Origin of the sequence: Chitinophaga nivalis, from assembly GCF_025989125.1 — a bacterium.
Lineage (GTDB): Bacteria > Bacteroidota > Bacteroidia > Chitinophagales > Chitinophagaceae > Chitinophaga > Chitinophaga nivalis.
Genome location: NZ_JAPDNR010000001.1, coordinates 222,292 through 244,246 on the forward strand (window position 1 = coordinate 222,292; position 21,955 = coordinate 244,246).

A 21,955-nucleotide genomic window follows, 5' to 3' on the forward strand; every position below is an offset into this window, starting at 1 on the left:
TTCCGATAAATATATACTGAATAAATATATGAGCACCGGTACGATTTTGCGGTCAACGGCGGCCGGTTCATTTTTCGTATATCCGTTTACGTTTGTATATCTATAGCCTGTTCCTCCATGTACTGGCAGCCAGCCACCATTGCTGCCGTACCCGGGTGCTGCCCCTGATTATTATTCCTGATTTTTTATTCCTACTTTAGCTTCCGCAAAATGTACCATCATTCATGTCTATCCAGGTATCACAACTCAGTAAAGTATATGGCGAACAACGGGCCGTGGATGCGATTTCCTTTGAACTGAAAAAAGGAGAAATCACGGGTTTCCTGGGTCCCAACGGGGCTGGAAAATCCACCACGATGAAAATGATTACCGGATTTTTGCCGCCCAGCAGCGGTAAGGCCAGTGTATGTGGTTTCGATATAGTAGAACAATCCCTGGAAGTACGTAAGCGTGTAGGGTACCTGCCGGAATCCAATCCTTTATACCAGGATATGTATATCCGGGAGTTCCTGGAGTTTGTGGCCGGCATCCATCAGCTGGGAAAATCTACCTCCGCCAGGATTTCGGAAGTTATCAGCCAGACCGGACTGCAGCCGGAGGCCGGTAAAAAAATAAGTGCCCTGTCCAACGGCTACCGGCAACGGGTTGGGCTGGCGCAGGCATTACTGCATAATCCGGAAGTACTGATCCTGGATGAGCCCACTACCGGGCTCGATCCCAATCAGCTGGCCGATATCCGGCAACTGATCAAAGAACTGGGCAGAGACAAAACCGTGATCCTTTCTACCCACATCATGCAGGAAGTAGAGGCACTGTGTAGCCGGGTTATTATCATCAATAAGGGGCAGATCATTGCGGATGACAAGCTATCCCATTTACAGAAAAATAACACACAAAACGGCACGATAACCGTTACCTTCGGCGAAACCGTTACAGCATCCGAGCTGTTGACCATCCCTGGTGTAACGCGTGCAGTAGCCCGGGAAGATCAGTCCTGGCAATTGTTTACCAACGAAGTAGACGATGTGCGAAAAAACCTGTTACAATTCGCTTTGATAAATAACCGGAACATACTTTCTTTGCAAAGCAATTCACAAAATCTGGAAACCATTTTCCGGGAACTGACGAAACGCTCCTAAGCCATTGGTGGTTAGCCTTGCGCTAAACACCGGTAGTTAATAAGCTAATAGCTAACAATTTTAACTTTTCTTATTATGAGTCTCATTTCAGAAATTCATGCCAGGCAAATTCTCGATAGCCGCGGTAATCCTACGATTGAGGTAGATGTAACCACAGAAGATGGTCATTTTGGTCGTGCTGCAGTGCCCTCCGGTGCTTCTACCGGTAAGCATGAAGCCGTAGAACTGCGGGATAATGACAAAAGTGTTTACATGGGTAAAGGCGTACTGACTGCCGTTCAGAATGTAAATGAAATCATTGCAGAAGAACTGATCGGCTGGGAAGTTACAGACCAGGCTGGTATCGATAAACACCTGATTGCTCTTGATGGTACTCCCAATAAAGCCAAACTGGGCGCTAACGCTACCCTGGCGGTGAGCATGGCGGTAGCAAAAGCAGCAGCAGACGAAAGCAACCAGCCACTGTACCGTTACCTCGGCGGTGTAAACGCATTTACCCTGCCTATTCCTTTGATGAACATCATCAACGGTGGTGCACACGCGGATAATAAAATTGATTTCCAGGAATTTATGATCGTTCCGGTAGGTGCGCCTAATTTCTCCGAAGGTTTACGCTGGGGCGTGGAAATTTTCCACCACCTGAAAGCGGTACTGAAAAAGAAAGGTTACAGCACCAACGTAGGTGACGAAGGCGGTTTTGCTCCTGAAATCCAGAGCAATGAAGAAGCTATCGAAACAGTACTGGAAGCTATCAAAGCAGCAGGTTACACCCCGGGCGAACAGGTAGCGATTGCCCTGGATGCAGCCAGCAGCGAAATGTACAACGAAGCAGACAACACCTACAAATTCTACAAAAGCTCTCAGAAAGTAATCAGCAGCGATGAAATGGTGGCTTTCTGGACAGAATGGTGCAATAAATATCCGATCGTTTCCATCGAAGATGGTATGGCGGAAGATGACTGGGCAGGTTGGAAAAAACTGACCGAATCTGTAGGCAGCCGCGTACAGCTGGTGGGTGATGACCTGTTCGTTACCAACGTACTGCGTCTGAAACAAGGTATTGATCAACAAATCGGTAACAGCATCCTGGTTAAAGTAAACCAGATCGGTACTATTACTGAAACCATCAATGCCGTAAATATGGCGCATAAAGCAGGGTATACTTCTATCATGAGCCACCGTTCCGGCGAAACAGAAGATACTACCATCGCGGATCTCGCCGTAGCACTGAACTGTGGTCAGATTAAAACCGGTTCTGCTTCCCGCACCGACCGTATGGCCAAATACAATCAGCTCCTGCGTATTGAAGAAGAACTGGGTGAAGTAGCGATCTATCCTACCAACGCCATCAGTGTAAAAAAATAGCAGATTGAAATAATACCACTGGTATTAAATAATTGCGCATTGGTAAGCAGATAACAGCCCGGGGAAACCCTCGCGAATATCTTCCTGCCAATGCGTAATTTTTAATTCCTAATTCGTAATTTGCAGCATATGCCATTACCGAAATCCATAAAAATACCGCGATACTTAAAGAACAAATTCTTTATTGCTGCCGCTGCATTTTTTATATGGATCGCTTTTCTGGATAAGACCAACCTGATGTACAATTATCAACTCACATCAGAAGAGAACAAGCTGGAAGGACAAAAAGAATTCTTTATCAACGAGATAAAATCCACACGGGAAGAACAACAGGAACTGCTCTCCAGCCCGGAAAAACTGGAAAAATTTGCCCGGGAAAAATACTATATGAAAAAAGATAATGAAGACCTCTTTATTATCGCACCAGCCCCTAAGCCATAACCCTGACTGTTGACTGCACAGCTTTGCCCGTCTTAAAAATTTATCTTAATTTAACAATAGATTCTGCGCTTTTGTCGTTATAAAATAGAACCTTATTCTTGGTATTAAAATAATAATGCATGAGTAATTCTACACTAACTGTATTTTCTAACCTGTGTCTTGTTACCAATAATGACCTCACCACTCATATGGATATGGATGAAATAGCATTATCGGAAGAAGAACAGGCCGTTTTTGAAGATACCAGAGCGGCCCTGAATCAGGTCCGTTACTTTCCGCGGGCTGCCACCCTGCAGCAGATCTTCGACTACGCTGCCGCCAAACAGGAACATAAATAGTATATAGTCAATCCTTTATCGCTGCTGTTGTGTATTCCTGCACGCAGTTGCTTTTCCATTTTTCCTATCTTTACGGCATGACCAAAAAAGAGCGTTTTGCATATGTGCTCCATTACTTCGAGACACATACACCCAATGCCGAGACCGAACTCATTTACGACAATCCTTACCAGCTACTGGTAGCCGTCATCCTCTCTGCCCAATGCACCGACAAAAGGGTCAATTTGACCACGCCCGCCATATTTGCACAGTATCCGGACGTATACGCCCTGAGCAACGCCACCTTCGATGACTTGTTTCCGTTGATCCGCAGCATCAGCTATCCTAACAATAAAACCAAACACCTGATCGGGATGGCACAGATGGTGGTAGCTGACTTTAACGGAGAAATACCAGCCACCGTAGCGGAACTGGTTAAACTTCCCGGGGTAGGCCGTAAAACAGCCAATGTAATCACCTCCGTGGTACACCAGCAACCCAATATGGCCGTGGATACCCATGTATTCCGCGTATCTGCCAGAATAGGCCTCACTACCAACGCCAAAACGCCCCTGCAAACAGAGTTGCAGTTACTGAAATACATTCCGAAAGAAAAAGTCCATGTAGCCCATCACTGGCTCATCCTGCACGGCCGGTACACCTGTGTGGCCCGTACCCCCAAATGTGGGGAATGTGGTATCAGGCCTGCCTGCAAATATTACGGCCAGCTGATCAAAGCGCAATAATACCGCCTCCCTGCTGTATCTTCTTTGTACGCTTCCTGCTCCGGCAGCGTCGTATGCCTGCGCCCGGAAACCGCATACCACCCGCCCTTCGCAGACGCTGGTGGTTTATTTTGTTCTGTCATTAATTTCTCCGGGCAATTATTAATTTTTGCTATCTTAAGGGGTCTTTTAAGGTCCAAATTAATAAAGCATCTACGTTATGAAATCAGCCGTCAGGTTACAATTGTCATTTATGATGTTCCTCGAATTCTTTATATGGGGAGCATGGTTTGTTACGCTGGGCACTTTTGTCCTCAAAAATCTGCAGGATACCAATGCCACACAGGTAAGCGTAGCTTTTCTTACACAATCCATCGGCGCCGTGATTGCCCCGTTTATTGTAGGCATCATTGCAGACCGTTTTATTTCGGCCCAGGTGATTCTGGGTGCTATCCACATCGTAGGCTCCGCCCTGTTATGGATCTGCTCCGGCATGCAAAGCTTCGATAGTTTTTATCCGTTGCTGCTGCTCTACATGATCCTGTACATGCCTACCCTCGCGCTGGTCAACTCCATCTCCTTCCGCCAGATGACAGATCCCAGCAAGGAATTTTCTTCTATTCGTGTATTCGGTACCGTAGGCTGGATCATTGCCGGCCTGCTCATCGGATGGCTCAACTGGGAGAAACAAAACCACCTGGACGCCACCTTCAAAATGGCGGCGGCAGCGTCTTTGCTGTTAGGCCTGTTCAGTTTCAGCCTGCCCAAAACACCACCGGCTAAAAAAGGCACCAAAGTATCTGTCCGCGAAATCCTCGGACTGGATGCCATCCGCATGTTGAAAGACTCGTCTTACCGCCTGTTTTTCATTGCCTCCATTGCCATCTGTGTACCGCTGGCATTTTACTACAATTTCACCAATCCGTTCCTGAATGAAATCGGGATGGAAGCCGCCGCCGGCAAACAATCCATGGGACAGATATCCGAGCTGCTGTTCATGCTGGTGATGCCCTTGTTTTTCGCCAGACTGGGTGTTAAAAAAATGCTGGCACTGGGTATGCTGGCCTGGGTCATCCGCTACGCCTGTTTCGCCTATGGCAACATCGACAGCAATTACTGGATGCTGATTGCCGGTATTGTGTTACATGGCATCTGCTATGACTTCTTCTTTGTAACCGGTCAGATCTACACCGATAAAATGGCTGGCGAAGAGTTCAAAAGTTCCGCTCAGGGCTTTGTTACACTGGCTACCTATGGTGTAGGTATGTTGTTCGGTTTTCTCATTTCGGGCCCTATTGTGGAAGCCCGCAAAATTCCAGGTGGCCACAACTGGCAGGGCATCTGGCTGATACCAGCCGGCATCGCTGCCGTAGTACTGGTATTATTCCTGCTATTATTCAAAGATTCCTCCAAACCAGCTGGTAGCAAAGGTTGAGTATAACGCCGGAAGATATACTACCCGTATCTCTTCCGGCTGTATATAGCAAGATGATTACCTGCTTTGTATTTCTGATAGCAAAACAATTTCTATGGCAAAAATAGCAATGCTTGGCTCGGGCTTCATCGGGCGGTTTTATGCAGATTCGCTGCAGGGGCAGCGTAGCCGCGATAAGATTGTCAGCATCTATTCCCGTCGGGAAGAAAGTGCTAAAAAATTTGCGGCAGATTATCAGGTTCCTCACTGGACATTGGATATGGAAGCGGCCATTGCCCATCCGGAGGTAGAAGTAGTTTGTATTTCGCTACCCAACAACCTCCACGAAAGCGCCGTACTGCTGTGCTGCCAGCACAAAAAAGCGGTGATCTGTACCAAACCGCTGGGGCGCAACGCCGCAGAGGCCAAAAGGATACTGGAAGCAGTTGAAAAGGCCGGCATTTTCCACGGCTACCTCGAAGACTTGGTATACACGCCCAAGTTTCTCAAAGCGCTGCAAAGCGTACAGGAAGGCGCCCTCGGACGTATTCTGTGGGCCAAGTCCCGGGAAACGCACCCTGGCCCGCACAGTGAATGGTTCTGGGACAAAGAACAGGCCGGCGGCGGTTGTATCCTCGATTTAGGCTGCCACTGCGTGGAAATCAGCCGTAGCTTTATCGGCAAGGATATCAAACCCGTGGAAGTGATGTGCTGGGCAGATACCCAGGTAAAACCCATTGATGCAGAAGACCATGCCATTGGCCTGGTGAAATATGAGAACGGTGCGATCGGACAGTTTGAAGTAAGCTGGACTTTCCGCGGCGGCCTCGATCTGCGGGATGAGGTGATGGGTACGGAAGGTACTATCTGGCTCAATAATTTCCTGCGTACCGGTTTTGACATGTTTACCACCGGCAAAGGCGCAGACTATGTAGCGGAAAAAGCGGAGAGCAACTCCGGCTGGCTCTTCCCGGTAGGCGACGAATTGAATGAACTGGGTTATAACCATATGTTCACCGATATGTTCAATGCACTGGACAACGGGCAGGCGCCCCGCGAAACCTTCTATGACGGCTATGTGGTGAATGCCATACTCGATGCCGCCTATAAAAGTGCTGCCAGCAAACAATGGGAGCCGGTGCAACTGGAAATATGGCGCGGACAGGAAGGCGTAGCCAAAGCGCAAACGCTGGTAGACTATGACGACCAATATTATCTTGTAAAAGAAGAAACCACTCACTTCGGGGCACGTAAGCTGATTCTGAAGGATAAACAATCCGGCCGGATCATCGAACAAACGATCTGATGATACATAGAAGCGGGGCATGACGCCGGGTTATTCCTGCGGCAGCTTCGCTTCTGCCTTTATAGCGGCACCTACCGGTCGTTTTTAACAAACAGGGCTTTCCCGAAAGTATGATTCACTTCTACCTGTACGAGGGTCCCGTTTTCATACTTATAAATATTCTTCTTTCCTTCCGGCATGACCAGTTCATATTGCCCGTTCCCCACGGCTTTTAATGCTAGAAAGCGGCCTTGCGCTTCCGAGAATACACGGCTGACAGATTTTGGTTCTGCAAAATACAGATCGGCCACACACTCTTCTATCACAGCATCACTGATAACAGATCGATTACCATTTAAAACAATCGTATAGTCTTTACCGTTACGATGCGTAGTGGTTTGCTTGTCTTCTCCGCTTTTGCCGGAAATACGGCTGGATTTGGACACAGACAGTACATTGTTATGATATTCATTGTTAATGTCGCTGGTAATTTTGGCCAGGATGGTTTGAATACGCGTTTTGATAACGATGTTTTTGGCGGCGCCGTTTATTTTACGGCTGGCTTCAATGGTACCTACAGCGTGGTTGGCAATCCTTACTTCAAAGGTATTCGTTTGTGCCTGCGACGGCAGGTACAATACAGCAGCGATGATGAGCGTTGAGCATACACGGAAAAAACTGGACATACAAATGATTTGGCTTAAACTGACAAGATTTGGGCAGGGGATTTAGCTGTAATCGTCCCCTTATGGGAAAATACAAAAAATCCTGTCACGACGGACAGGATTTTTGTAGCAAATAATAAAATAATATTTTATCAGGCAGCCTAAGCCAGCATTTCTTTGATTTTTGTGATCAGTTCACCTTTGGTAATAGGTACCCCCATTATCTTGTGATAACCCTGGGCATCAATCAGGTACTGGTCGCGGATAATCTTAATCAGTTGTCCGTTATTGATTTCCGGAATCAATACCTTGTCGTAGCTATGCAGTATTTCACCGAGATTTTTCGGGAAAGGACGCAGGTGACGGAGGTGTGCGTGTGCTACCTCATGTCCTTCACTCAGCAGGTCCAGTACAGCGCTTTTTATCGCACCATAGGTAGATCCCCATCCCAGTACCAGTACTTTTCCTTTTTCAGGTCCGAGTTCTATTTTCTGTGCCGGAATATGATCCGCAATCTTATCTACCTTCTCCTGACGGATTTTCACCATGAGCTGGTGATTTTCCGGATCATAGCTCACGTTACCGGTGATATTCTGTTTTTCCAGGCCACCGATCCGGTGTTCCAGGCCGGGTGTGCCAGGTATAGCCCAGGGCCGTACCAGGTTTTCATCGCGCAGGTAAGGCAGGAAGTTTTCCTCTCCTTCATCCAGCTGCGTTTTGAATTTCACCGCAATTTCCGGTAAATCAGCTGCTTTAGGGAAGCGCCATGGTTCTGCACCATTGGCAATATATCCGTCGCTGAGGAAAATAACCGGTGTCATATGTTGTACTGAAATCCGGAAAGCTTCAAAGATCGCTTCGAAACAATCTGCCGGGGTGGAAGCCGAAATAACCGGCATCGGGCATTCGCCGTTACGGCCATAATATGCCTGTAACAGATCCGATTGTTCGGTTTTGGTAGGCAATCCCGTAGAAGGGCCACCACGCTGAATATCAATGATCAGTAACGGAATTTCGAGCATCACGGCCAGTCCCATGGCTTCGCCTTTCAGGGCTACGCCGGGGCCGGAAGTAGTGGTAATACCCATATGTCCGCCATAGGAAGCACCAATGGCAGAAGTAATCCCTGCAATTTCATCTTCCGCCTGGAAGGTACGGATACCGAAGTTCTTAAAGCGGCTGAGTTCATGCAGGATATCAGATGCCGGTGTGATTGGGTAAGTACCCAGGAAAAGCGGCAAATTGGATTTCTGTGCTGCTGCTACCAGTCCGTATGCCAGCGCCGTATTACCGGTGATGCTGCGATAGGTGCCTGGTTCCATTCTGGCTTTTTCCACGCGGTAGCGGGTGGTAAAGGCTTCTACCGTATCGGCGAAGTTATAGCCGGCATGCAGTACGCGCAGGTTACTTTCCAGGATATCTGGTTTTTTGCCGAATTTATCCTTCAGGAAGGTTTCGGTGTTTTCCATGTTACGGTCATACAACCAGTACAGGAAGCCCAGCACGAACATGTTTTTGGCGCGGTCTTTCTCCTTCATGCCCATGCTCATATCTTTCAGCGCTTCCCGGGTCATTTTGGTGACGTCCATGGTATGCAGCTGATAATCAGTCAGTGAGCCGTCTTCCAGTGGGTTTACCCCTTCCGGATAGTTGGCAAGCCGCAGGTTTTTGGAATCAAAACCATCTGTATTGGCAATGATGATTCCTCCCTTCTTCAGCCCTTTCAGGTTTGCTTTTAAAGCGGCAGCATTCATCGCTACCAGTACATCACAGGCATCGCCCGGGGTAAATATTCTGTTAGAAGAAAAATGAAGCTGAAATCCGCTCACGCCTGGCAGGGTCCCTATCGGGGCACGTATTTCCGCCGGAAAATCGGGGAATGTGCTCAGGTCATTACCAAATAAAGCGGTATTGTTTGAAAACTGGGTACCTGTTAACTGCATCCCGTCTCCACTGTCGCCTGCAAATTTTATCACTACATCCTCCAGCTGTTGAATCGAAGTATTAGGCATCTATTATTCTTTTAAAATATTCTTTATAAAGATGTAAATTTAAGTAATCGGCGGGTAGTATCACCATGTCTGTACAGATTGATCCTCATCTCTCAGCAAAAGTACACAACTTTAATAGACTAATACAACAGGAATGCTTTATTCGCATTACTTCTTGTTATGGGTGATAACAGAAAGTTATTGTTTAGAAAATGCTAATTTTGTTGGAGAAGGTGACCGATTACGGGCAAATATCAAATCAAATCGTATTTTTAACCCATAATTTTAAACTATACTTTATGGCATTATTTCAATCGAATAACCCTGTACTTAAAGAAGACGTATTTAATAAAGCTCCCTACGCTACCGGCGATGCGATGACCATCCGGGGCACTGTGAACAAAATGTCCTTTTTATTAATCATGCTGATGGCAGCATCCGTGTTTTCCTGGGGCCAGTACTACAGAGGTAGTGCCGTACTCCCGCTGGTAATCGGTGGCGCTATTGGTGGCTTTATATTGGCGCTGGTAATTATTTTCAAAAAAGAATGGTCTCCTTACCTGGCACCAGCCTACGCTATTGCGGAAGGTTTGTTCCTTGGCGCCATCTCCGCTATGTACGAAAGTCAGTGGCATGGTATTGTGTTACAGGCGGTAGGTCTTACTTTCGGTACTTTCATCGCGATGCTGGTGTTATACCGTACGGGAGTGATCCGCGCTACAGAACGTTTTAAATCCATTATTATCACAGCTACTGCGGGTATTGCATTCTTCTACCTGATAGCCATCGTACTGCGCCTGTTTAATATTGATATGCCATTTATTCACAGCAGTGGTACTTTCGGTATTATCTTTTCCCTGGTGGTAGTAGGTGTAGCCGCTTTAAACCTGATCCTGGATTTCGACATGATAGAACAGGGTGCTGCGCACGGTGCTCCTAAGTATTACGAGTGGTATGCATCTTTCGGATTAATGGTGACACTGGTGTGGTTGTATCTCGAGATCCTGCGGCTGTTAAGTAAATTAAACAGAAGATAATTCTCTGATAAGCATATTTGCAAAAGCCATCCGATATCGGATGGCTTTTTTTGTTTTGTTAATGTCTTCCAAAAATATTGTTAAAGGATCGCAGTACCCACTTTTATGGCACCGTAATTGCAAAATCTGATAGCACAACAAGTTCTTTAGCAGTTAAGGCAGAACAGTGATCATTCCATCGAAAGTATAGATTGTCAACAAATGAAACAGCACGACAACGTATGACATGGGAATTAATACAAACAGCGAAGCATAAGAAACAAAGATTGTGTGTACTTAAAGGTCAGTGAACATATTAGTCAGTGAACAGTGGGATACATTATCCGCCTTAACAGCAACACCTGGATCATATAGAATGCTGAAATGATCAAGTGTATACTTGTTGCAGGAGCTATCATGCTCCACTTAAACCTGCAACTGTTATTGACAATCAGAAAGGACAACGGTTCATCCGTTAGTGAAGCAGTATAATATCAGCATATTAAACAAAGAGCAATAGTTGGTTTTCATAGGGGTTAATCAAAAAGCCGGTTCCGTACGTCTGTGCGGCCGGCTTATTTTTTTCTCTTTACTATATCCCGCAGCCCGGCCAGATTCGCCCTCTCCTTCCAGCTCATTAAGGCATCTTGTATGCTAAAAATTTTCAGAATTACAGCCACCCTTCATAGGGGTAAACGTTTTGCTAACCGTCATTCATAAAAACGAGGCTCACTCAATGTGAGATTATGAAAAAACAAATCATTATCACATATACCGGTTTAAGCGTTGGATGGCTGGTGTTAATGCTGGTTATATTCAGTGTTATCTTTACCGGTTGTACAAAAGAAAATATCAGCGGCTCCGGGCGTATTACCTTTACGACCCGCAGCACCAATAGTTTCACTGACGTGGAGATCTCAGGGCCTTTTGAAATACATTTATTGCAGGACAACAAAAACATTGTGGAGATCAGGGCAGAAGATAATATTACAGATATTGTGGAAACCTATACCAGTAATAATAAGTTATTGGTCCGGATAAAAAAGGATGTCACCCTCCGTCATCATCAGCCCATTCACATCTATGTACACAGCAATATTTATCAACGGGTCATCTTTGATGGTTCCGGCTCTTTAGATAATGAGGATACCTTATATACACCGCTTTTCAAGTATGAACTGAACGGCAATGTAAATACATCGCTGCAACTGGCTGCATCGGATTTGTCGACCACACTCAACGGCAACGGTAGTATTATCCTGCGTGGAAGTGCTTTTACCATCTATAGTCAGATTAATGGCAACGGCAACATATCAGGATTAGACCTGACCACGCAGAATGCCTACATTACCATCCGTGGATCGGGCGATCATTCCATCCGGGTAGCGAAAGAACTGGAAGCCACTATTCTTGGCCATGGCGACATCAGTTATATTGGCAATCCTTACAAAATAGATACTGACATCAGAGGATCAGGCAGATTGATCCGGCTGTAATACAATACTCTTTTTTCGTATAATCTACACTGTTATATTGTCTGTGTTTAAAATGTAAAGGCCCCCGCATTTGCGGAGGCCTTTTACGTATATCATCTTTTGTGCGGCCTGTTATCAGGCACCACCTAATTTGCATTTCTGCAGCACTTCCCATGATTTACCGTTGTGACGGAGGAAGTACAGGTTGTTTACCTTGAAGGTAGCCTCATACTCCTTGTTCTCATATTCGGGCCATGCTTTGTTGAACTGATCATCTTCCAGGTCTTTGAACGCCACTGTTACGTGTGGGGTGAAGCCTGTACGTGCCAGCATGGTACTGAAGCCAAACTCCTTACGCAGGAAGTTGATCAGCTGACGGTGCATAGCAGACATGGTTTCACTTTTTTCCACGTTGATGAACAGTACACGGTTCTGTTTATTCGGGAAAGTACCGAAGCCTTTGAGTGATACTTCAAAAGGAGCCTGTGTTTTGGCAAACTCTGTGAGTTCATCGCAGAAAGCTTTTTCCAGTGCCGGATCAGCAGTGAAAGGTACCTGCAGCGTGATGTGCGGTAATACTTTCAGTGCGTACATCGGACCGTATTGCTCTGCAAATTCCTGTTTGATTTTTATGATTTCCTTACCTACTTCAGCAGTGGGTAATAAGGCAATAAAGTAGATTTTATTATCTGGTTTTGGTTCGGAGCGTTGAGGTCTTCCACCCTGTCTTGGGTTTCCGCCACCACGATTGTAACCACCGCCGCCACCGCCGCGATTGTAACCACCACCGCCGCCGCCGCGATTGTAACCACCGCCGCCACCGCCGCGATCGTAACCACCACCGCCGCCGCCGCGATTGTAACCACCGCCGCCACCGCCGCGATCGTAACCACCACCGCCGCCGCCGCGATCGTAACCACCGCCGCCACCGCCGCGATTGTAACCACCGCCGCCACCGCCGCGATCGTAACCACCACCGCCGCTGCCGCCACGATCATAACCACCGCCGCCACCGCCGCGATTGTAACCACCGCCGCCACCGCCGCGATCGTAACCACCACCGCCGCTGCCGCCGCGATCATAACCACCGCCGCCACCGCCGCGATTGTAACCACCGCCGCCACCGCCGCGATCGTAACCACCACCGCCGCTGCCACCGCGATCGTAACCGCCGCCACCGCCACTGCGATCATAACCACCGCTGCCGCCGCGATCGTAACCGCCGCCACCGCCGCGATCATAACCACCGCCGCCGCCATTGTAGCCACCGCGATCATAACCGCCACCATCGCGGTTATATCCACCATCACGATTGTAATCACGCGGACGATATCCGCCTTCTCGATTGTAACTTGGACGACCTTCCTGGCCTCCAGTGTTGTAGTCGGGCTTTCCGCCTTCCCGCTCAGTATTTACGTTGGGTTTGTCGTCGCCTTTCTCCTTATTGGGATCATTCTCTTTGTTGGTGTCAGAAGAGTAAGGCCTGCGGGGGCGTTCGTTTCTCTCAAAATTCATCTTACTTAATTAAGCGTTTGAAGCAATATTAGCTATGATTTCATAAAAATGAAATACGTCCTGATAGGAGTTATACAAAGGTGCCGGTGAAACCCTGATAACTCCGGGCTCTCTCCAGTCAACGATTATACCGGCATCCGTCATTCGTTGATGTATCTCTTTACCTTTATCCAAAAACAGCAAAGATAACTGAGCGCCACGTTCATTACAATTTTCTGGTGTAATTATTTGGAAATTTATGCCTTTTAACTGCTGCAGCAAGAACGCCAGATAACTGGTCATTCCGATGCTTTTAGTACGTAAAGCGCCGATTCCGGCAGCTTCAAATAATTCCAGGGATGCTTTCAGACTTACCATATTAAACACCTGAGCGGTGCTTTGCTGCCAGCCTTCAGCTTCTTTTTTAGGCACAAACCCTTTTTCCATTTTGAAACGTGCACTCTCTTCGTTACCCCACCAGCCTCCAAGACGGAGAAATCCGCTGTTGCTGGCATGTTTTTCATGCACAAATGCGCCTCCTACCGCGCCGGGACCGCCATTCAGGTACTTATAAGAGCACCAAACGGCAAAATCTACTTCCCAATTGTGCAATTCAACCGGTATATTTCCTGCTACGTGTGCCAGGTCAAAACCTGCATAAGCGCCAGCATGATGTGCTGCTGCAGTAATTGCGGGTATATCAAAAAACTGTCCTGTATAATAATTAATACCACCAAATAGAACAAGTGCTAAGCTATCACTTTCCCTGTTAATAATCTCCAAAATATCTTCCAATCTTATCAAATGCTCTCCTACTCTTGGGGAAACCTCGATGATTGCATTTTCCGGATCCAGTCCGTGAAATTTCACCTGCGTTTCTACTGCATACTGATCGCTGGGAAAAGCTCCTGCCTCCATTAACACTTTAAACCGCTGTTTGGTTGGCCGATAAAAACTCAGCATCATCAGGTGAAGATTAACGGTAAGTGTATTCATCACCGTTAGCTCCTGCTGACTGGCGCCTAAAATGGCCGTCAACGGCTTACTGCAATATTGCTGATAATACAACCAGGGATTTTTTGCGGCCCAATAACCTTCCACTGCACACTGCTGCCAATCGGCTAACTCCTGTTCTATGGCTGCTTTTACATTTTTTGGTTGCAATCCAAGGGAATTCCCACATAAATAAATCGCATCCTTTCCTTTACGTTGTGGAAAATAAAACTGCTCCCTGAATTTATTTAGTGGATCCTGTTGGTCCTTCTCTTTAGCAAATGCTAACGATGCTACGTACTCCATGGTCTTCCAATCTGTCGCCTGGCTTTCTTTTTAATGGCGATTTTCTTCTGTTCTAGTGTAAAGCTGTATCTTATTTCCTCATAATTATAAAACAGGCGAATACGCAAACTGTTTAAAACAGGCTATTTCTTCTATATACTTATTTCTCAATTATCATACGGCATATAAGGCTAAGGCTGTATATGGCTAGTAACGTGTCAAGTTTCTTCAGGGTCAAAAGTAATAAAGCCTATTCAAATGCCCTTCATTCCGATTGTTAAAATTTGTTAATGATAGCAAAATAAAGGTTCTTTTCCTAAGATACAAAAAAAAATCCGTCCCGAAGAATCGGGACGGAGACTGTTTACCTACAACTGTTACACTGTATTACTAAAAAAGACTTAATTCACTGATACTCTGTCCGCTTTCCCATTATGCACGGCTATTTCTTCTTCTTCATTTTCAGGGAAAAACGCATATGGTATGGGTGATAAATATGCCGGATCATGCATTTTCCGCACCTCTTCCTTCTTCATAAATATTTTCAATATTAACACCAGGAAAGGCACATATTTCAGGTTACGCGGCATATTATACCTATCCAGTACATCAATCGAGCGTTTATTCATGGCATACATCACCGGCACCAGAATGAGGGTCAGGAAAGTGGCAAACACCAATCCGAACACCATGGTCCAGGCCAGCGGGCCCCAGAAAGCTACGTTATCGCCTCCGAAGAATATATGAGGCTCAAATTTGCTCAACAGGGTCGCAAAGTCAATATTAAACCCTACTGCCAGCGGAATTAACCCCAGGATCGCTGCAATGGCCGTTAGTATTACCGGTGTCATACGCGTTTTACCCGCTTCCACAACGGCTTCATATACCGGCATCTTTTGTTTCACCAGCAGATCAGTAAACTCCACCAGTACGATACCGTTACGTACCACAATTCCCGCCAGGGCCATAATACCCACTCCTGTCATTACAATGGAAATACTCATATTAAAGATGGCAAAGCCCAGGAATACCCCTATGATACTGAACAGGATCTCCATAAAAATTACCAGCGGACGACCAATCGAGTTAAACTGGGTCACCATAATCATCAGGATCAATCCGAAAGCACCCAGCATCGCCATCAACAGGAAGTTCATCGTCTCCTGCTGGTCTTCCTGCTCACCGGTCATTCTGATGGTAACAGAAGCCGGGTTCGAGAAATTCCGGATCGCCGTCTGAATGTTCTGTACCACTTCATTACCGTTAAACCCGGTTAATAAGTTGGAGTATAAAGTGATCACCCGTTTCTGGTCGATACGTTTAATACCCGCATAGGTATTGGAGTAATGAATATCTGCCACTGCGGAAAGCGGCACCTGCCGGATCTGACCGTTCATATTCATATCCCGGTATACCAGGTTCAGGTTCATCAGGTTGTTGATGTTATTCCGTTGATCCTTATTCAATCTCACCATGATCTTGTACTCATCTTTGTCATCGCGGATTTTAGACGCTTCAAAACCAAATAATGCAGTACGCAGCAGGCCTCCTATCTGACGGGTAGAAATACCTTCATTATTGGCTCTTTCGCGGTCAATACTCACTACTATTTCCGGCTTGTTGTCTTCAAAATCACTTTTCAGTTCTTCCACGCCGCCAATCTGCAGGGAATCGAGGTAACGCTTAAGCCTGAACGAAGTACCGGTCAGCTCGTCAAAATTGTCGCCGGAGATCTCTATATTGATTGGCTTACCAGTGGGAGGACCACCTTTTTCCTGCTCTACTGTGATATTAGTACCAGGGATACCCTTAACGGCTTCCCGGATTTTATCCAGGTATTGTACGGTAGACTGGTTATTTCTTGCACCAAATTCCACAAAAGCTACCGTCACCTTTCCTTTCTGTGGCTGCGTACTGAGGTCCATCTGCGATGGGTCGCCTGCACCTTTGGCCACATTGGATATAATAGATTCCACAATCGGATTGCTGGCGCCTACTACTTTGGTAATACGCTGCTCTACGATATTGGTAATGGAGTCGGTATATTGCTGATCTGTACCGTTAGGCAGTTCTATATAAGTATAGATAAAGTTAGGATCTGCTTCCGGGAAGAATACCACTTTGGGATTACGGATACCGGTTACGATAATGCTGAATACCAGCAGGCCGAAAGTAGCTACCACGATCCACACCGGGCGCCAGCCAATCAGACACCATTTTAATATCCTCTTGTAACGCTCCTGCACACGGGGCCAGAAGTTTTGCTGGAAGCGGCGTGCCACGCCTCCCAACCAGAAACGTTCCAGCAGGATGAGCAGATACAGGAATACCACAAAGTTACCGGTACCTACACTGCCGTTCAGATACCCGATCAGGGCAAACAGGGCAAATACGGCTGTGAGTATTTTGAATTTCTTGTCGAATTTAGGTTTCGGATGATGTTCTCCTTCATGACGGTCCATGAAATCCACTGCGAAAACCGGGTTGATGACATATGCCACAATCAGGGATGCACCGAGGGTGGTAATCAGGGTTACCGGTAAGAAGAACATGAACTTACCAATGATGCCAGGCCAGAACAGCAAAGGCACAAACGGCGCCAATACTGTCAGGGTACCGGAGAATACCGGCAGGAATACCTCTCCCGCAGCGATCTTGGCTGCTTTTACAATGCCCAGCTCTTTCCGTTCATTAAAGATACGGTGCACGTTTTCTATCACCACAATGGCATCATCCACCACAATACCCAGTGCCAGCAGGAAGGAGAAGAGCACCATCATATTGAGGGTGAACCCATACATCGGCATCAGCAGGAAAGCGATGAACATGGAAATCGGCACTGATAGTGCGACAAAGATGGCGTTCACGGCTCCCATAAAGAACATCAGGATCACGGTTACCAGCAGGAATCCGATGATAATGGTGTTGATCAGGTCGTGCAGCGTTACGCGGGTAGACTTTGACTGGTCTGCGGTAATAGTAACATTGAGGCCTTTGGGAAAATAGTTCGCCTCCATGTCGGCCTTGATTTCCTGAATTTTATCAGAAGCATCAATCAGGTTTTTACCACTTTGTTTAATCACGTTCAGCGTGATTACATTCTTACCACGTAACCGGGCAAAACTTTCCTGTTCCAGGAAGCCATCCACTACATTGGCAATATCTTTCAGGTATACTGTTGCACCGGATTGTCCGCGTACAATAATATTGGCAATCTTTGAAGGATCTTTGTATTCGCCTTTTACACTGAGGGTACGTTTCTGTCCATCCATGGCCACCAGACCACCGGAGACGGTGATGTTCTCTCCCTGGATAGCACCGATAATATCTTCAAAGCTGATCTTGGCGGCATCCATTTTATATTTATCCACGTTGATCTGGATCTCTCTTTCCAGCTCCCCTACCAGGTCTACGCGGGTAATTTCATTCAGTGCCTCGATACGGTCTTTCATATCATCTGCATAACGTTTTAATGTCTGCAAATCGAAATCACCGGAGAGGTTCACGTTCATGATAGGAATCTGCGATACGTCGATCTTAACGATCTGTGGTTCCTGTGTCAGGTCTTTGGGCAGGTCTTTTTTGGCGTCATCCACTTTTTCACGCACCTGCTGCCGTGCAGCTTCTATATCTTCATTGGCATTAAACTCAATGGTGATCGCAGAGAAATCCTGCATAGAAGTACTCTTGATCTTCTTCACACCGGAAATACCGTTCAGTTGTTTTTCGATCGGTTTGGTCACCAGTGTTTCCATATCTTCCGGAGAAGTACCGGCGTAAATGGTATTGATATAGAACTGCGGAAACACTACCTCCGGGAATTGCTCCTTGGGCAGGTTTATATAGGAAAGGATACCAGCCAGGGCGACAATAATGGTAGCCACATAAATGCTCACCTTATTATCGATCGACCAACTGGTAGGCTTAAATTCTTTATTGAGATTATCTTGCATAAACTACTAGGTTTTAGCTGTGATGATCAGCTTACAATTTGATCAAATCGTTATCATTCAGACCCTGGAAACCGGTGGTAATGATGCGATCTCCCTGCTGCAAACCACTTTTAATTTCTGCTTTGTCGTTATAGGTGCGTCCCAGTTCTATGGTTTTACGCTGTGCGGTCAGTTTACCATTGACATCTTTCGCCACAATCACATAAGGTTTACCGGCAGTATACTGAATAACGCTTACTGGTATCACCACCGCATTACTGGCTTTGTAGTCGATAATTTTAATGCGTGCGATCATGTTTGGCCGCAGGCTATTGTCCGGTTGCAGCGGCACTTCAATTTTGATCGTGCGACTCAACGGATCAATGGTTCTGGAAGCAAAGCTGATGTTACCTCTTATTTCCCGGTTAATATCAGGGAAAGCGAGGATCACGGCGTCGCCGGTTCTTATCAGACCAGCATATCCTTCTGCCACGTTAGCGGTAATTTTCAGGTTATTGGCATTTACCACCCGGAAAGCAGCTACACCAGGAGCAGCGTTATCGCCTATTTTGGCAATCACCGCATCCACGGTACCACTGATAGGAGAAACAATGCGGCTGAGGGCCATCTGGTCCTGCAGCGTTGCCATCTTTCTTTCCAATCCTTCTTTCTGGTTTTTGGCGTTGAGGTATTGTACTTCAGAGCCTATTTTCTGTGACCACAGATTTTTCTGTTTTTCATACAGCGCCACCGCCAGTTCCAGTTGTGTACGCAGTTCAGCCATAGTAGCTTTCTGCACCTGATCATCTACCTGTGCCAGTGTCTGACCTTTGGAAACGGCTTGTCCTTCCTTTACAAAGATGCCGATTATGGTACCAGCTGTGCGGGGAGATACATTTACATTTTCGCGGGCGTCTACACTTCCTTGTACATCTATATAGTGTTCGAATAAAGTATCGCTGATCGTTGCGGCGGTCACATCTTTCATCTTCACAATGGAATCATTTTTCCCCAGTTCTTTTTCCAGCTGCGTAATCTGTTTATCGATGTTTTCCTTTTCCTTTTTGAGTTGCTGCAGTTTAGCGGATTTATCACCACCTCCACCGCAGGAGGCCATAGCAACAGCGATAACAGGGACGATGAAAAAATATTTATTGATCATATGATTAGTAGTGAATGGTGAATGGAAATTTTTATTTTAAAGTCTCCCGTATGCCCTGAGCAGGTCTACTTTAGCAACGATAGCATTAAAGAGTGCATTGAAATAATTGTTCTGGGCTGTGAGCAGGTCATTCTCCGCAGTGGATATTTCCAGGCTGGAACCTACCCCTTCCCGATATTTGATCCGGGTGGTATTAAACACATCCTGGGCCAGTTCCATGTTTTTCTCCTGTGCTTCCAGCGAGAGTACATTGTTGCGGAAAGTAGAAGCAGATTGTTCCCTTTCCAGATCAATGCCCTGTTTGGCACTTTCAATCGCCAGCTCACTTTTCTTCACGGCCAGGAAAGCCTGATCTACCTGTCTTTTCCGTTGTAAACCGGTAAAGATGGGAACGCTGAGGCTCAAACCGGTATTTAAATAACCGTACCACATCTGTGTTTGTAAATAATCAAACTTGTCGCTGGCACGGAGGGCTCCTGTAGCAGCAAATAAGCTGAGAGAAGGGAGACCTTTCATTTTATACCTTTTCAGGTCGTATTCATTCGCCTTTTTCTGGGTTTCTGCCAGTTGGTATTCAATGCGCTGGGAGTAGTCAAATTTATCAGTATCCAGCGTATTCTCTACAATTCGTGCAGTAGAAAGTGTATCCGTTAACGTTATGGTCTGTTTCAATGGCATGCCCATCTGGTATTTGAGGGCAGCAGTGCCTAGTTCTACCAGGTTACGGAGTTTCGTTTGTTCTGTCTGCAGGTTGGTATATTGTACTACCAGCCGGTCTACATCCAGTTTTTCCACCAGTCCGTTTTTATTGATTTCGCGGGTTTCCTGCAGCAGGTGTTCTACAGAAACCAGGTTACCGGAAAGTATTTTCAATGCTTTTTCAGCAGACAATACATTATAGTAAGCTTTGTACACCTGTACTTTCACATCTACTTCTGATTTTTTCACATTTCTGTGTACCAGTTCTTCGAGTGTTTTACGGGCTTGTAAAGCTACCAGTACACTGGGATCGAACAGCGTTTGCGTTAATCTCACTTCTCCGGTAACGTTGTGTTTCAGCTGAAACGTAGTTACTACAAAGGAGTCCATCGGCAAACCAAAGTTCTTCAGGTTACTCATTTGTTTCTGCAGGACCGGGTTATACTGGAAGGAGCCGTTTCCTGCAATGTTGGGTAGCGCCATGCCGCTGACTTCCTTGTTTTTGGCTAATTGGATCAGTTCATCCAGTTTGGCTGTTTTAATACTATTCTGGTTGGCCAGGGCATAGTCCACCGCTTCCTGGACTGAGAGGCGTACCGGGTCCTGCAGCGTGGGTTGCTCCTGCGCGCGGACAGCAGACACCATAGCCAGCAGCCACACCACTAAAAATATACTGGTGAGCCTTTGGGATAAATGCATCATATTATTGGTTTTGCGATAGTTGTTTATATTTTTCTATGAGCTTATATCCTTTCACGGAAGCTACTCCATATAAAAAATGATCCAGCAGTACTCTCTGCACTTTACCCAGGTCCACCTGCCCGTGGAAAGCTTCCGGCTGAAAGCCGATCATACACCCATGTATACGGTACTGTGTTAAAATGTTGATTTCAAGATCCGGTCTGTAGAGTCCTTCTTTCATACCTCTTTCCAGGTTTTCACGAATGATGCCGGAAAGGGTATTGTGCTGATAATCGAGGAATACCTGATATGCACGCGCATGAAATTTTTGCATATCCAGCAACAACACGGGGTTCATATTACGTATGCGCTGATCCAGCATATCCATTGCCAGAAAAAGTTCTTCAATAGCATCCTTTGCGTCATTGTGGTTGGCAATACATTCCGCTGTTACATGGGCAATAAAACGGGTAATGGCCTGATGCACCAGATCATCTTTATCGATGAAATGAGCATACAATGTTTTCTTTGAGATACCCATTCTTTCAGCGATGTCATCCATGGTGATAGACCGGGTTCCATACTGACGAAACAGGCCAAAAGCCGTGTCCATGATGCGTTCCTGTACTTCCATAAGATTTCCGCAATAACATCTTTGGTTATGCCCCACAAAACTATAGAAACTTTCCAAACTTCCAAAGTTTCCAATAATATTTTTTTACATGTGGTAACACCCATTTCTCCGTACCGGTTAAAACAGGCGTCGGACAGCCCGGGAAACCTGGGATGTTTATCTACGGCCGCATGGTGCTTTGCGCTTATTTATTGTAATTTGCACCACGAAAAGTTTTGATTACAAACGCTGCATGTCTGTAC

The 21,955-nt window shown here is 46.3% G+C and carries 17 protein-coding genes; 9 read left to right on the plus strand and 8 right to left on the minus strand.

Annotated features, from left to right (window positions below):
• Positions 1-224: 224 nt before the first annotated feature.
• From gldA to OL444_RS00900, 7 genes are all read left to right on the plus strand, one after another.
• Positions 225-1,139 (plus strand): gliding motility-associated ABC transporter ATP-binding subunit GldA, encoded by a 915-nt coding sequence (gldA, locus tag OL444_RS00870; RefSeq protein ID WP_264735138.1) that lies wholly within the window; start codon positions 225-227, stop codon positions 1,137-1,139.
• A gap of 75 nt (positions 1,140-1,214) precedes the next feature.
• The gene (gene eno, locus OL444_RS00875) at positions 1,215-2,504 is read left to right on the plus strand and encodes a phosphopyruvate hydratase (RefSeq protein WP_264735137.1); all 1,290 of its coding nucleotides are present in this window, start codon (positions 1,215-1,217) and stop codon (positions 2,502-2,504) included.
• 129 nt (positions 2,505-2,633) lie between these two features.
• Positions 2,634-2,945: an FtsB family cell division protein gene (locus tag OL444_RS00880; protein ID WP_264735136.1), complete on the plus strand. Its 312-nt coding sequence runs from the start codon at positions 2,634-2,636 to the stop codon at positions 2,943-2,945.
• Positions 2,946-3,064: 119 nt separating this feature from the next.
• On the plus strand, positions 3,065-3,283 hold the full coding sequence (locus tag OL444_RS00885) for a hypothetical protein (RefSeq protein WP_264735135.1): 219 nt from the start codon (positions 3,065-3,067) through the stop codon (positions 3,281-3,283).
• 77 nt (positions 3,284-3,360) lie between these two features.
• Positions 3,361-4,008 carry an endonuclease III gene (gene nth / locus OL444_RS00890; RefSeq protein ID WP_264735134.1) on the plus strand — a complete coding sequence of 216 codons (648 nt, stop codon included), beginning with the start codon at positions 3,361-3,363 and terminating at the stop codon, positions 4,006-4,008.
• Between the two features lie 199 nt (positions 4,009-4,207).
• Positions 4,208-5,422, plus strand: a complete 1,215-nt coding sequence (locus OL444_RS00895; protein ID WP_264735133.1) for an MFS transporter — start codon at positions 4,208-4,210, stop codon at positions 5,420-5,422.
• Positions 5,423-5,516: 94 nt separating this feature from the next.
• A complete protein-coding gene (locus OL444_RS00900; protein ID WP_264735132.1) occupies positions 5,517-6,707 on the plus strand; it encodes a Gfo/Idh/MocA family protein in 1,191 nt (396 codons plus the stop codon).
• A 71-nt stretch (positions 6,708-6,778) separates the two neighbouring features.
• Here OL444_RS00900 and OL444_RS00905 read toward each other — a convergent pair whose 3' ends face one another.
• Complete coding sequence (locus OL444_RS00905) at positions 6,779-7,372, minus strand: DUF6134 family protein (RefSeq protein ID WP_264735131.1); 594 nt, start codon at positions 7,370-7,372, stop codon at positions 6,779-6,781.
• 140 nt (positions 7,373-7,512) lie between these two features.
• On the minus strand, positions 7,513-9,363 hold the full coding sequence (locus tag OL444_RS00910; RefSeq protein WP_264735130.1) for a 2-oxoacid:acceptor oxidoreductase subunit alpha: 1,851 nt from the start codon (positions 9,361-9,363) through the stop codon (positions 7,513-7,515).
• A 278-nt stretch (positions 9,364-9,641) separates the two neighbouring features.
• On the opposite strand from OL444_RS00910, the gene OL444_RS00915 reads away from it, so the two are divergent.
• Together OL444_RS00915 and OL444_RS00920 are read left to right on the plus strand one after the other, a co-directional pair.
• On the plus strand, positions 9,642-10,379 hold the full coding sequence (locus tag OL444_RS00915) for a Bax inhibitor-1/YccA family protein (RefSeq protein ID WP_264735129.1): 738 nt from the start codon (positions 9,642-9,644) through the stop codon (positions 10,377-10,379).
• A 725-nt stretch (positions 10,380-11,104) separates the two neighbouring features.
• On the plus strand, positions 11,105-11,854 hold the full coding sequence (locus OL444_RS00920) for a head GIN domain-containing protein (RefSeq protein ID WP_264735128.1): 750 nt from the start codon (positions 11,105-11,107) through the stop codon (positions 11,852-11,854).
• 114 nt (positions 11,855-11,968) lie between these two features.
• Here OL444_RS00920 and OL444_RS00925 read toward each other — a convergent pair whose 3' ends face one another.
• From OL444_RS00925 to OL444_RS00950, 6 genes are all read right to left on the minus strand, one after another.
• Positions 11,969-13,348, minus strand: coding sequence for a 2'-5' RNA ligase family protein (locus OL444_RS00925; RefSeq protein ID WP_264735127.1), 1,380 nt, complete (start codon positions 13,346-13,348; stop codon positions 11,969-11,971).
• A gap of 9 nt (positions 13,349-13,357) precedes the next feature.
• Positions 13,358-14,626: a kynureninase gene (gene kynU / locus OL444_RS00930; protein ID WP_264735126.1), complete on the minus strand. Its 1,269-nt coding sequence runs from the start codon at positions 14,624-14,626 to the stop codon at positions 13,358-13,360.
• A gap of 380 nt (positions 14,627-15,006) precedes the next feature.
• Positions 15,007-18,558 (minus strand): efflux RND transporter permease subunit, encoded by a 3,552-nt coding sequence (locus OL444_RS00935; RefSeq protein WP_264735125.1) that lies wholly within the window; start codon positions 18,556-18,558, stop codon positions 15,007-15,009.
• A gap of 31 nt (positions 18,559-18,589) precedes the next feature.
• Positions 18,590-19,699, minus strand: a complete 1,110-nt coding sequence (locus tag OL444_RS00940) for an efflux RND transporter periplasmic adaptor subunit (RefSeq protein ID WP_264735124.1) — start codon at positions 19,697-19,699, stop codon at positions 18,590-18,592.
• A 36-nt stretch (positions 19,700-19,735) separates the two neighbouring features.
• Positions 19,736-21,100 carry a TolC family protein gene (locus tag OL444_RS00945; protein WP_264735123.1) on the minus strand — a complete coding sequence of 455 codons (1,365 nt, stop codon included), beginning with the start codon at positions 21,098-21,100 and terminating at the stop codon, positions 19,736-19,738.
• 1 nt (position 21,101) lies between these two features.
• The gene (locus OL444_RS00950; RefSeq protein ID WP_264735122.1) at positions 21,102-21,713 is read right to left on the minus strand and encodes a TetR/AcrR family transcriptional regulator; all 612 of its coding nucleotides are present in this window, start codon (positions 21,711-21,713) and stop codon (positions 21,102-21,104) included.
• Positions 21,714-21,955: the final 242 nt, after the last annotated feature.